At 70.7% G+C, this 11,472-nt stretch carries 13 protein-coding genes; 6 read left to right on the forward strand and 7 right to left on the reverse strand.

Annotated features, from left to right (window positions below; all coding sequences use genetic code 11):
- Window positions 1-2: 2 nt before the first annotated feature.
- Window positions 3-473: a cation:proton antiporter regulatory subunit gene (locus tag OG842_RS20570; protein ID WP_266731508.1), complete on the reverse strand. Its 471-nt coding sequence runs from the start codon at window positions 471-473 to the stop codon at window positions 3-5.
- Between the two features lie 273 nt (window positions 474-746).
- Between OG842_RS20570 and OG842_RS20575 the strand changes: the two genes are divergently transcribed.
- Window positions 747-1,121, forward strand: coding sequence for a peptidase inhibitor family I36 protein (locus tag OG842_RS20575; RefSeq protein ID WP_266731509.1), 375 nt, complete (start codon window positions 747-749; stop codon window positions 1,119-1,121).
- Window positions 1,122-1,416: 295 nt separating this feature from the next.
- On the opposite strand, the gene OG842_RS20580 is transcribed toward OG842_RS20575, so the two are convergent.
- Window positions 1,417-1,953: a hypothetical protein gene (locus OG842_RS20580; RefSeq protein WP_323185764.1), complete on the reverse strand. Its 537-nt coding sequence runs from the start codon at window positions 1,951-1,953 to the stop codon at window positions 1,417-1,419.
- A 194-nt stretch (window positions 1,954-2,147) separates the two neighbouring features.
- Complete coding sequence (locus tag OG842_RS20585) at window positions 2,148-2,930, reverse strand: polysaccharide deacetylase family protein (RefSeq protein ID WP_266731510.1); 783 nt, start codon at window positions 2,928-2,930, stop codon at window positions 2,148-2,150.
- 334 nt (window positions 2,931-3,264) lie between these two features.
- Here OG842_RS20585 and OG842_RS20590 point away from each other — a divergent pair, with 334 nt between their 5' ends.
- Both OG842_RS20590 and OG842_RS20595 read left to right on the forward strand, forming a co-directional pair.
- The gene (locus OG842_RS20590) at window positions 3,265-4,302 is read left to right on the forward strand and encodes a hypothetical protein (RefSeq protein WP_266731511.1); all 1,038 of its coding nucleotides are present in this window, start codon (window positions 3,265-3,267) and stop codon (window positions 4,300-4,302) included.
- Between the two features lie 62 nt (window positions 4,303-4,364).
- Entirely contained in the window at window positions 4,365-4,760 is a 396-nt protein-coding gene (locus OG842_RS20595; protein WP_266731512.1) for a nitroreductase/quinone reductase family protein, read from the forward strand.
- A gap of 58 nt (window positions 4,761-4,818) precedes the next feature.
- On the opposite strand, the gene OG842_RS20600 is transcribed toward OG842_RS20595, so the two are convergent.
- The 3 genes from OG842_RS20600 to OG842_RS20610 form a co-directional block, all read right to left on the reverse strand.
- A complete protein-coding gene (locus OG842_RS20600) occupies window positions 4,819-6,279 on the reverse strand; it encodes a flotillin family protein (RefSeq protein ID WP_266731513.1) in 1,461 nt (486 codons plus the stop codon).
- A 90-nt stretch (window positions 6,280-6,369) separates the two neighbouring features.
- Complete coding sequence (locus OG842_RS20605) at window positions 6,370-6,879, reverse strand: hypothetical protein (protein ID WP_266731514.1); 510 nt, start codon at window positions 6,877-6,879, stop codon at window positions 6,370-6,372.
- Between the two features lie 106 nt (window positions 6,880-6,985).
- Window positions 6,986-7,480, reverse strand: coding sequence for a peroxiredoxin family protein (locus OG842_RS20610; protein ID WP_266731515.1), 495 nt, complete (start codon window positions 7,478-7,480; stop codon window positions 6,986-6,988).
- Window positions 7,481-7,578: 98 nt separating this feature from the next.
- On the opposite strand from OG842_RS20610, the gene OG842_RS20615 reads away from it, so the two are divergent.
- The 3 genes from OG842_RS20615 (at window position 7,579) to OG842_RS20625 (ending at window position 10,602) form a co-directional block, all read left to right on the forward strand.
- Window positions 7,579-8,289, forward strand: coding sequence for an alpha/beta hydrolase (locus tag OG842_RS20615; RefSeq protein ID WP_266731516.1), 711 nt, complete (start codon window positions 7,579-7,581; stop codon window positions 8,287-8,289).
- Window positions 8,290-8,401: 112 nt separating this feature from the next.
- Complete coding sequence (locus OG842_RS20620; RefSeq protein WP_266731517.1) at window positions 8,402-8,674, forward strand: DUF1876 domain-containing protein; 273 nt, start codon at window positions 8,402-8,404, stop codon at window positions 8,672-8,674.
- Between the two features lie 182 nt (window positions 8,675-8,856).
- Window positions 8,857-10,602, forward strand: coding sequence for a SpoIIE family protein phosphatase (locus tag OG842_RS20625; RefSeq protein WP_266733714.1), 1,746 nt, complete (start codon window positions 8,857-8,859; stop codon window positions 10,600-10,602).
- 20 nt (window positions 10,603-10,622) lie between these two features.
- On the opposite strand, the gene OG842_RS20630 is transcribed toward OG842_RS20625, so the two are convergent.
- Window positions 10,623-11,471: a GNAT family N-acetyltransferase gene (locus OG842_RS20630; RefSeq protein WP_266731518.1), complete on the reverse strand. Its 849-nt coding sequence runs from the start codon at window positions 11,469-11,471 to the stop codon at window positions 10,623-10,625.
- Between the last annotated feature and the right edge of the window lies 1 nt (window position 11,472).

Raw genomic sequence — 11,472 nt, forward strand, 5'->3', positions numbered from 1 at the left:
GGTCAGCCCTCCGCGATGATCTCGGAGAGCGCGTCGACGCCCTCACGCGTTCCGACGGCGACCAGGGTGTCGCCGATGGCCAGCCGGAAGTCCGGCCCCGGGGACGGATGCGCACTGTGCGTCCGCAGCACCGCCACGATCGAGGCCCCCGTCCGGGTCCGCGCCTTCGTGTCCCCGAGCAGCCGTCCGCCGTACGGGGAGCGGCTCCCGAGCGGGATGTGCTCGGTGACCAGGTCGATGCCCTCGGTGCGTACGGCGTCGATGGGCGCCGAGTCGATGAGGTGTGCGAGGCCGGTGGCCTCCTGCGGTGTCAGGGGTACCGAGAGCCGGCACGAATCAGGGTCGTCCTGGTCGTAGAAGCCGATGAACCGCCGCCCGTCGTGGTGGACGACGACGGAGATGTGCTGTCCCGACTCGGTCGTGTAGTCGTACTGCACACCGACTCCGGGCAGCGTGGTGCGGTGGGTTCCCATGGCTTCCTCCCGAGTGTGCGGCGGCTCTTGACGCACTTGGTGATCTCTTTATCTGCGCATTACCCTATCCGGAGGGTTCCGCCGCCTCCGGTGCGCGGGCTGCCGGGCCCGCTTCGCCGACCTGGGTTGCGCGCCACGCTGCTACCGGGGGACATGACCTCTGACCATCACTTACGGGACAAGTCTGAGCAATCCACACTTTTGGGGAATTGTCGGCGCTGCGATTGATTGGTGATCCTTTTCGTGCCCGGAACGTGCTTCGAAAGGGATGCCATGCGTAAGTTTCTGTCTGTCGCGGCTGTGGCGACCGCGGCTGCTGCCGCCGCTCTGTTGCCCGCTGGAACGGCGGCCCCCCGCTCCCAGCCTCCGTCGTCGGCCGGGGCGGTCTGCGAGATCGACCACTTCTGTCTCTACGAGTACTCGGACGGCTCTGGCCTCCGAGGCAGTTACACGAAGGGAACGGACGACGTGAAGCGGCAGAACATCCCTGCCGTTCGCTCGGCATGGAACCGCACCAACGAGTACTGGTGTGTGTGGAGCGAGGACGACTACATGGGCACCAAGGTGATCGTCCAGCCCAATGAGGGACTCAAGCGACTCGGAGGTGCCTTCCGCTCTGCCCTGCCGGCGAGTGCAGCTCGCTGCTAGGACGTCACGGGAGTGCGGTGGAGCGGGCGCTGCCTCGTCTCACATGCCGCTTCGGTCGGGGGAGAGCCAGGCGGGATGCGCCGTCCTCGAGGTGTCACGGGCAGCAGTGCTCCGGGCGAAAAGCGGACGATGAACGTCCGTCGCCGGCACAACCACCGCCCTTGCGCACCGACGCCGGTACCCGGAGCGCTCCGGGTACCGGCGTCAGTCGTTGGTCATGCGGCGTGCGCCATCGGGGTCCGGGTGCCTGGGCGGTCATGCGGCCGCCGCGCCGCGCGTGGACCGGCGGATCGGGTCAGACCGTCGGGGAGGCGGAGAAGTGGGTGTTCCGGTAGCCCTTGCCGTCCCGGTCCCAGTCCAACTGGATGAAGCCGTCGGCGAGGTATCGGCCGCTGCCCGCCTTGTACTTGAGGACTCCGGTGGTGTAGCTGCCGTTGCCGTTGGTGTCGCCGTGTTCGAGCTTGTTCTTGATGCCCGTGTAGTTGGCCCACTTCACAACCGGGTCGGTGCCACTCACGGACTTCTTCACCTGGAGGTGGAAGCGAGCGGCATCGAACTCCGACGGCCCGTCCACGAACCAGGCGGGCCCGTCCCACTTCACGTAGGCGTAGGTCGAGATGTAGCCACCGGATCGCTTGGCGCACAGCTTGACATCGAAGTCGAAGTTGTCGCCGTATATGCCGCCGTAGACGGGATTGTCGACGGAGTGGCTGCTGGTCTTGCAGTGATAGTTGGTGTCGGCGGAGGCCGTGCCCGCGGTGCCGAGGGTGGTGGCGCCGAGCGCCATGGTGGCGATCGCCAGGGTGGCGAAGGTGCGGGAGGTCCTGCTCACAGAAGTGCTCCTAGGGGTGAGGGTGCGTGGGATCCGCGGAGCGTACCAAGGGCAGCGGACATCTCCGCCGACAAACTCAACTGCCGCTGGGGGGCTGCGGGGGTACGCCATGAATGCCCCTTGTTCCGGTGCGGCATTTTCACAATGCACACCGTTCATTCGAAGAGAAGTCGACTACCTGCGGGTCGCCCCGCTCACCGCACCGGGAAGCCGTAGGAGTATCCCTGCTGCTTCAGCCAGGGCAGGATCTCGCGCAGGGCGGCCAGGGTCTGGGAGCGGTCGCCGCCCGCGTCGTGGAAGAGGACGGTCGGGCCGTTGGCGATCTCGCGCTTGACGGTGGCCACCATGGTGTCCACGCCGGGGCGCTCGAAGTCCTTGGAGTCGACGTTCCAGCCCAGCGGACGCATCCCGCGGGACGCGGCGAGGTGGCGGCTGTACGGGGTGAAGGCGCCGCCCGGGGCTCGGTAGTACTGGGGGCGGACGCCGCCGGAGGCCTTGGTGATCATGCGTTCGGCGTCCAGGATCTGCTTGGACTGGTACGCCTCGGACTTGGAGTCCATCGCGGTGTCGTGCGAGACCGTGTGGTTGCACAGCCGGTGCCCGTCCGCCACGACCGCCTTGACGAGGTCCGGGTGCGCCTGGGCCTGCGTGCCCACCATGCAGAACGTGGCCTTCACGCCGTTGTCCTTCAGCAGTTGCAGCACCTGCGGCGTCCAGTTCGGGTCCGGTCCGTCGTCGATGGTGATGTTGACGCCGCGGGCGCCGCGGTCCGAGGCGTGTGCGATCTCCTCCGCCACCTTGGTCACGGGCCGGTCCTGATGCCGGGCGTCCGGCACCGAGACGGATGCCTCCGGCTGCTGCCCTGCGGCGGTGTCGGCCTGCGCGGTCCACACCGAGGTGGCAGCGGCCAACGCCGTCACTCCGAGCGCCGCCCCCAGAAGCCGGCTGTGCCATCCCCTTCCCTTGTGCTTCGCCATGTCCGCCCGCCCCTTTTGCTGTCTCCGCCGATGCCGTGCATCCATGAAGACATACGAACGCCCGCAGGGGATCCCTCTGTTACCGATCGCGGACGAATCCGCAGGGGATCGGCGACAGATGGGGGAGGCCCAACGGTCGTGAGAAGGTGCCGGAGTTGGGGGTGGGATGCCCTGTATGTGAATTCTTGGTTGTGGCGCGGCGGGTTGAATCCATGCGGTACCGTGATCGCGTCATCACGCTCCGTGTGCCCCTGTGCGCATGGAGCGGCCCCCGGCGGTGTTAGCAGCACCATTCCGAGGGCCTTCACCACGAGTGGAAAGAGAGTCCACCGGGATGCTTTGGCATGCTATCGCGCCGTCTCGGCGCTTCACGAAGGCCTCGCACGACGTCGTGCGCCATCCGCGTCTGAACAGTGACGCGAAGATGCTTCTCCTGTACGTGCAGGGGCTTCCCGAAGATCAGGCCGACAAGGCGCTCAGTGAGCACGCGAAGAATTTCGGGATCACCGGGCGGGCGTATCAGAAGGCCAAGGGGCAGCTGATCGAGAACGGGTTCGTGCACGAGTGGAAGCGGCAGGGGGAGCGTGGATTCTGGGTGACCGACCAGCTCTTCGCGAATGTGCCCCTGACGGCTGAACAGGCTTACGCGGTGCGGAACGAAAGGGTCGGCGGGGATGGTGCCCCGTCTGCTCCTGCGGGCCCGGTTTCCCGTCCGGGTGCGCAGTATCGGGCCGTCGGTCGGCCGGGGGGTCGGGCGGTCGGTGGCTGTGAACCGGTAGATGAAGAACTTGGGGAGAACTACTCCCACCCGCCCTCCGAAAGGACCGAAGAGGCCGAAGAGCGCGAAGCCTCCGAAGCGCCCGAATTCGCTGAAGGGGAGCGGGTGTTGCTCTCGTTGCGGCATGCGAATCCGCAGCTGCACCTCGGGGTCCGGGAGGCTCGGGGGCTGGCCGAGGCCGCCGGGGAGTGGATTCGGCGTGGTGTGAGTGCTGCGGATCTGCGGCGGGCATTGAGCAGTGAGCTGCCCAGGGACGGCGTACGGTCCGCCGTCGGGTTCCTGCGTCACCGGCTCGTCCAGAAGCTTCCGGCGCCGGTCGCCGCCGCTCCGGTTCCGCCTGTGGCGCCCGCGCCCCCGCCTCTGCGGGACTTCGTCGTCTGCGAAGGGGAGGGCGATGAGCACGTCTTCCGTCCTGTCGGGGACGAGACCATGTGCGGGCCGTGTGCCCGTGAGGCCAGCTCGGCCTACTGGGCCGCCCGGCGGGTCGAGATGGAGAACGAACCCGATCCGCTGCCGTGGCGGGAGCGGATCGCGGCGATCATCGAGAGCGAGCAGGGGCGGGAACGAGGGCCAGGGGTGGCAGCGGGGGCGTAGCTTCGTAGCTTCGTAGGGTCGCGGGCATAGTCGTCAGCGGCTACGGGCGGAAGGGGCGCGCGGTGGCGGGCTTTCAAGATCTGAAGTTCCGGGCGGTCACGTCGCTCCAGCGGCATGTCGTGAACCCGCTCGCGAGACGGTCGAGGTCGCAGATCCTGCTGGAGACGACGGGGCGGACCTCCGGGCTGCCGCGCCGTACCCCGGTCGGCGGTCGGCGGGTGGGTCAGGAGTTCTGGCTGGTCTCGGAGTTCGGCGAGAAGTCGCAGTACATCCGCAACATCCGGGCCGACCCCCGGGTCCGGGTTCGTCTCGCGGGACGCTGGTACGACGGGATCGCGCATCCGCTGCCCCAGGACGACGCCCGCGCCCGGCTCAGGACGCTGCCTCGTTACAACAGTGCTGTCGTGCGGGCGGTGGGTGCGGAGCTGCTGACGGTGCGGGTGGATCTTGAGGGCTGACCCCTGCACATGCCCGGGGGCCACAAACCACCCGGGCACGTGAAGGCGGTCCATCGGATCAGTCGGTGATCTCGATCTTGCCGTTCTGGTCGCTGTTCGCGGTGGCGTTCGCGGCGGTGGGCTCCGGCTGGGCCGGGACCTCCGCCCTGGGGCCCGCGCCCTTCAGGTTCTTCAGCAGGGCGGCGAGGTCGACGCCCGTGGTGGAGCTGAGGAGTTCCATGCCCTGGGCGACGTTGTCGGTGACCGTACGTGACAGCCGGCTCGCGCCGTCCGTCGAGATCACGGTCATCTTGTCGACGGCGCTCAGCGGCTCGGACGCCTTGGCGACGACCTGCGGCAGCACCTCGACCAGCATCTGGAGCACGGCCGCGTCGCCGTACTGCGCGAAGGCGTCCGCCTTCTTCTGCATGGCCTCGGCCTCGGCCGCACCCTTCGCCGCGATGGCCGCGGCCTCCGCCTCGCCCTCGATGCGTACGGCGTCGGCGAGCGCCGAGCGGTGCAGCTTCTCGCCCTGACCGGTCAGCCGGGAGCGCTCGGCGTCCGCCTCGGCCTCCTTGACCTGGGCGATCCGGCGGGCCTCGGCCTCCTGCTCGGCCTGGTAGCGGGCGGCGTCGGCGGGCTTGCGGACCTTGGTGTCGAGCTCGCGGTCGGTCAGCGCGGCCTGGCGCTGGGCGACCTTCTCCTGCTCGGCGAGGACTTCCTGCTGGCGGGCCGCCTCGGCGAGCGGGCCCGCCGCGTTGGCCTTGGCCGCGGCGGCTTCCGTCTCGGCCTTGATCTCCGCCTGCTTGAGGTAGAAGGTCCGCTCGGCGATGGCGATCTCCTCGGCGGCCTTCAGCCGGGCCTGCTCGGAGGCCCGCTTGGCGATCGCCTCGGCGATGTCCGCCTCCTGCTTGGCGCGCGCGGCCTCCGGGCGGCCGAGGTCCTCCAGGTAGGAGCCCTCGGTGGTGATGTCCTGGATCTGGAAGGCGTCCAGGATCAGGCCCTGGCCGGAGAGGCTGGCCTCCGCCTCCTCCGCGACCTGGCCGGCGAACGCGGCCCGGTCCCGGATGATGTCCTCGACCGACATCCGGCCGACGATGGCGCGCAGTGCGCCGGAGAGCACTTCCTGGGTGAAGCCGACGATGCCGTCCTGCTGCTGGAGGAACCGCTGGGCCGCGGCCCGGATCGCTTCCTCGCTGCCGCCGACCTTGACGATCGCGACGCCCTCCAGGTTGGACTTCACGCCGCGCAGGGTGACGGCGCCGCGCACCGCGATCGGGATGTGCCGGCTGGAGAGGTCAAGGGTGAACTTCTGCTGGACGAACGGGACGACGAAGACGCCGCCGCCGACCACGACCTTCTGGCCGCTGTTGTCGATGCTGGTGCGACCGGTCACCGGGTCGGTGGACTTCTTGCCGCGGCGGCCGGTGATGATGAACGCCTCGCTGGGCCCGGCGACCTTGTAGCGGGTGATGACGACGAGTGCGAGCAGCACCAGGAGTACGACTACTCCGGCGACTGCGGTCACGACTGGGCTCATGTGGTGTCCCCCCTGCCTCCCTGCGGGGACGGCAGTTTGGTTTCGGGCACCGTGTCGCCGCGCGGCACGGCGTCTTGGCTCGGGCGGTGGTCAGCGTTCGACGGGGCGGACCGCGACCGAGGTGGCCGAGAGTGCGGCCTCCACCCAGATCTCGGTGCCGCGTTCGACCGGCGCCGCGCTCTTCGCCGCCAACTTCACGTGCTGGCCCGCCAGTTGCAGCAGGACCTCGCCGTATCCGTCGGCCGGGATGGCCGTGACGACCGACCCGGAGGTGCCGACGAGGTCGTCGCTGCGCGGGGTGACGCTGGTCTGGTCCCGCATCAGGGCCCGGCTGAACTTCCAGGTCAGCAAGGCCGCGACGAGTCCGGCCAGTACTCCTGCGGCGGTCGCGACGACCGTTCCGGCGCCGGTGGTGCCGAGCACGATCGCTCCGCCGAAGCCGAGCATCGAGAGGAACCCGGCGATGACCGGGAGGGACAGGAGGCCGTCGAAGAGGCCGTCCAGCACGCCGCCGAAGAGGCCTTCGAGGACGCCGTCGAAGATCAGGGACAGGACGAGCAGAACGATTCCCGCAATGCCGAGACCAAGAAACAAGGTCACCTGGTCACCCTCCCCGATGCTCGAAATGCCCCGAACATTTCCGTCGAACTGGCTGGATGATCCCATACGTACCGGCTCATGGGCACTGCCGGGTTCCGGCAATCTTTTACGCGTTCTTGATGCCGGAGAGCTGCTCGGTCAGTTTGGCCGCCGACTGGAACGTGGCGCCGAGCAGCGCGACGTGCTTCCAGCGCAGCACCCCGTCGGGCCCGATGAGGAACACCGAGCGACGCACCCCGATCCCGGGCGCCGCGACGCCGTACGCGCGGGCGGTCTCCCGTCCGGCGTCCGCGAGCAGCGGCATCCGCAGGCCGTGGGCGCGGGCGAACGACTCATGACTGTCCACACCCTGTGGACTGATCGCCCAGACCTCCGCGTCGAGCTCGCCGAAGGCCTCCAGGCCCGAGGAGTACGAGCAGAGCTGCTTGGTGCAGACGGCCGTGTTGTCGCCCGGGTAGAACGCGAGGACCACGGACCGGCCGCGCGCCTCGGAGAGGGTGTAGTCGCGGCGTTCGAACTCCTCGCCCTCCTCGCCGGTGAGCAGACCGCCCGGCAGGGTGAAGTCCGGGGCGGGCAGGCCGAGTTGCGGTGACGATCCCATGTCGATTCCTCCGTGGTCCGGCGCTGCCGGGTTTTCCGTGAAGTGTGTCCGTACAGCATGCTCGGTACGGGTCCGGCTCCCGCACCAGGAGGTAGGCAATGGCACGACCGCCGTCCGCACGCCGCCCGTCCGCGGCCGTGCTCCTGCTGCACGGCGGGGCGGAGACCGGCCTGGCCGCGCCGCCGCCCGGTCCGCTGAACCTGCCCGCCGTACGGATGCGCCCGTTCGCCCGGTCCATCGCCGGGGCGACGGGAGGCGGCCCCGGAGGCGTTCTCGTACGCACCGCCCGCTACGCCCACCGAGGCTGGAACGGCCCCCGCGAGGACCCGCTGCACGACGCCGTACGCGCCCTGGACGCGCTGCGCCGCGAGGCGGGGGAGATCCCGGTGGTCCTGGTCGGCCACTCGATGGGCGCCCGCGCCGCCCTCCGCGCGGCCGGTCATCCGCTGGTGTGCGGGGTGGTGGGCCTCGCCGCGTGGTGTCCGGACGACGACCCGGTCGACCAGCTGGCGGGCCGCGACATCGTCCTGCTGCACAGCACCCGGGACCGGATCACCAGCCCCCGCGCCTCCCAGCGCCTCACCGCCCGTGCCCGGCCGGCCGGTGCCCGCTCCTGCCTGGTCGCGATCCGGGGCAGCGACCACGCGATGCTCCGGCGCGCCGGACAGTGGCACGCGCTGACGGCCCGGATCGTCGCCGGGCTGCTGGGGCTGGGCCCGCTCCCCGGGCCGGTCGGGGCCGCCCTCGCGCTGCCGCCGGACGCCCCGGCGGTCGACGGCACCCTCGACCTGGACCTGCTGGGGGCGTGACGGGGCGCGGGCCCACGGACACGCCCGTGACGCGGCGCGCCCGCGGACACTCCCCTGGCGCCGTGGTGCAGGGGCGGGGGAACGGGCGCACCCTGGTAGGGAGGTGATCGTCATGGTGATGACAACCGTCGGATGGCACATCGAGCTCGAATTCGACGAGGACACCCACCGCACCCGCGCGGCCGCCATGGTGCGGCTTCCGGACGGGACCGAGGTGCGGGCCCACGGATACGCGAGCCGCCATCCTTCCGACAAGAACCAGCCGAGAGTGGGCGAGGAGATCGCGGGAGCCAGAGCGCTCAACGAACTGGCGATGAAGATGCTGACGAAGGCGCACGACGAGATCGACGAGGTTTCCGGCCGGACCTCGCACCCGCTCAGCTGACGCGGGGCGGCGCGTGGCGCGGGGCCGGGGCGTATGTGACCCCGGCCCGGACTGCGGATGCGCGGCAGGGCCGGGCGGCTGACGATTGAGGGCCGGGCCGCGGGTGTTCCGCGCCCGTCCAGGAGGTTGACGTGCAGGCCGATACGTACGCCGACGGCCCCGCGCCGTTCGACCCCCGCGCCATGGCCGCCCTGGTCGACGGCACGATGGCCGGGGTGGGCGTGCTCGACACCGCGCTGCGTTATCTGTACGTCAACCCCGCCCTCGAACGGCTCAACGGCATCCCGGCCGCCGAGCACCTAGGGCGCACCGTCTCCGAGGTGCTGCCCGGGGTCGACGCGCGCGAGGACATGATGCGGGCGGTGCTCGCCGACGGGAAGTCCCGCGAGATCACGTCCAGCGGATTCACCGCCGCGGCCGCCACGGTCCGGCGGTACTGGCACGGGGCGTACCACCGGCTGGAGATCGACGGGCGGATCGTGGGGCTGGCCGGGATCGTGCTGGAGGTCATGGCCTCGGACCAGGGGCAGCGCGAGCTGGAGCAGGCCCGGCGCCATCTGACGCTGCTCGACACCGCCGCCGGCCGGATCGGCACCACGCTCGACATGGACACCACCTGTGCCGAACTGGCCGAACTCGTCGTGCCGGGGCTGGCGGACATCGCGACGGTCGAGGTGTTCCCGCCCGACGTCGCCGCGCCGGTCCGGCCCGCACCGCCCGGTGTGCTGAGGCTGCGGCGGGCGGCGCAGCGGTCCGTGCCCGCGCTCCGCGACGAGCTGGCCGGTTTCGGGCTGAGCGGCGAGTACATCGACTACCAGGAGGGCGCGGCCGTACAGCGCTGCCTGGCGGCCAACCAGCCCGTGGTGGAGAACCTCACCACCGACGAACAGCTCGTCCGCTCGGCCCCCGGCCCGGAACGGCTCGCCGCCTACCGGGCCCTCGGGATGCACTCGGCGGTCATCGTGCCCGTCACCGTGCGCAGCGGCCCGCTCGGCGTCCTCGGCCTGATCCGGGCGGGCGACTCACCGGTCTTCACGGACGAGGACGTGGTGGTCGCCCGGGAGCTCGCCGCCCGGGCCGCCGTCGATCTCGACCACGCCCGCCGGTACGCCCACGAGCACACCATCGCCCTGGAGCTCCAGCGCTCCCTGCTGTCCGAGCCGCGCCCGCCGCACCCGCACATCGAGATCGCCACCCGCTACCTGCCGGCCGACCGGAGCGTGATGGTCGGCGGCGACTGGTTCGACGTCATCCCGCTGCGGGACGGGCGGCATCTCAAGGCGATGGGCGACGTGATGGGGCATGGGGTGGAGGCGGCGGTCGCCATGAGCCACTACCGCTCCCTGCTGCGGATGTTCGCCGACGACGATCTGCCCCCGCACCGCATCCTGGAACGCCTGGACCGGCTGGTCGAGCGGTCCGGTCTCGACCGGGCGGCGACCTGTCTGCTGGCCGTCGTCGACCGCTTCGGCGGGGCGTGCGAGGTGGCCAGCGCCGGGCATCTGCCGCCTGTACTGATCGATCCGCGGGCGGGCACCAGGGTGTGCGACGAGATGGCGGTGGGGCCGCCGCTCGGCACCGGGTTCGGCGGGTACCGGACGACGCGGGTGGAGTTCGACCCGGGCACGGTGCTGTTCCTCTACACGGACGGGCTGGTCGAGCGGCGCGGTGAGGACATAGACGCCTCGGTCGGCCGGCTCAAGGAGCTGACCCTGTCGGCCGACGGCAGCCTGGAGGACCTGCTGGACGACGTCCTCGAAAGGTTCGGTCCGGGGGCCGAGGACGACATAGCGGTGCTGGCCTCCCGCTCCCGGCCCCTGAAGCCGCAGCCGGACCCGGACCGGAAGCCGGAGCGGGAAGCGTCCGGCACCGCCCCGGGCCGGAAGCCGGAACCGGGGCCGGAGCCGGATCTGCTCGGTACCTCCTGACGCCGTTCGGACGCGGCTCGTCAGCCCAGTTCCAGGCTGGTGATGCCGAAAAGTCCGCCGTGGTCGATGTCCGGCGCCGGGCCCGTGTACATCCGGGCGGTCTCGAACGACGGGGTGAGGCCCAGCTGTTCGGCCAGGCGCACGGCCGCCGGGTTGACGTCCGGCACGTCGATCGCGACCGGCACACCGGGATCGGCCGCCGCCAGCGCACTGACCAGGGCTCCGGCCACCTCGGGCGATTTGGCGTACACGGGGCCGATCCGGGACGACGTACGGCAGGGCCGCAGCACGGCCAGGCCGCACAACTCCCCGTCGCGGACGGCGGCGAGCGAGGTACGGGTGGGGTGGGCGATCCACGGCGCGAGGAAGCTGTCGCGGTCGGCCGGGAAGAAGCGGCGGTCGTAGGCGGCGAGCCGGTCGAAGGGTACGGAGCGGCCGTCGACGAGCTCCGTACCGGCCGGGGCGGGCAGACCGGCGGGCGGCAGGCCCTCGTAGCGCATGTTCTTCCACACGGAACGGAAGCCGGACTTGCGGTAGTTGGGCTGCTGGGCCACCACCCCGTCGAGGCCGACGTTGCGCCCGTCCAGCCGTGCCATGCCGGCCCGCCAGAGCTGGATGCCGTACCCCTGGCCGCGCAGGCGCGGGCGGGTGAGGTAGAAGCCGAGGAAGCCGAAGCCGGTGCCGTAACGGACCACGGAGACGCAGGAGACCGGTTCCCCGTCGAGCCGGCCGATCAGGAAGCCGCGCGGATCGGCGGCGAAGAAGGCGTGACGGTCGGTCAGCCCGGGGTTCCAGCTCTCCTCGTGGGCCCACTCGGCCAGCATCGTGAGGTCGTCGGCGCTTGCGTTGGTGATCTCGAAGTTCGGCACG

Origin of the sequence: Streptomyces sp. NBC_00376 (assembly GCF_036077095.1) — a bacterium.
Taxonomy (GTDB): Bacteria; Actinomycetota; Actinomycetes; order Streptomycetales; family Streptomycetaceae; genus Streptomyces.

Bases quoted from the DNA above. Each gene is read 5' to 3' on its own strand.
- OG842_RS20570 (WP_266731508.1), bottom strand. From the start codon at position 473: ATGGGAACCCACCGCACCACGCTGCCCGGAGTCGGTGTGCAGTACGAC.
- OG842_RS20575 (WP_266731509.1), top strand. From the start codon at position 747: ATGCGTAAGTTTCTGTCTGTCGCGGCTGTGGCGACCGCGGCTGCTGCC.
- OG842_RS20585 (WP_266731510.1), bottom strand. From the start codon at position 2,930: ATGGCGAAGCACAAGGGAAGGGGATGGCACAGCCGGCTTCTGGGGGCG.
- OG842_RS20590 (WP_266731511.1), top strand. From the start codon at position 3,265: ATGCTTTGGCATGCTATCGCGCCGTCTCGGCGCTTCACGAAGGCCTCG.
- OG842_RS20600 (WP_266731513.1), bottom strand. From the start codon at position 6,279: ATGAGCCCAGTCGTGACCGCAGTCGCCGGAGTAGTCGTACTCCTGGTG.
- OG842_RS20610 (WP_266731515.1), bottom strand. From the start codon at position 7,480: ATGGGATCGTCACCGCAACTCGGCCTGCCCGCCCCGGACTTCACCCTG.
- OG842_RS20615 (WP_266731516.1), top strand. From the start codon at position 7,579: ATGGCACGACCGCCGTCCGCACGCCGCCCGTCCGCGGCCGTGCTCCTG.
- OG842_RS20620 (WP_266731517.1), top strand. From the start codon at position 8,402: ATGGTGATGACAACCGTCGGATGGCACATCGAGCTCGAATTCGACGAG.
- OG842_RS20625 (WP_266733714.1), top strand. From the start codon at position 8,857: ATGGCCGCCCTGGTCGACGGCACGATGGCCGGGGTGGGCGTGCTCGAC.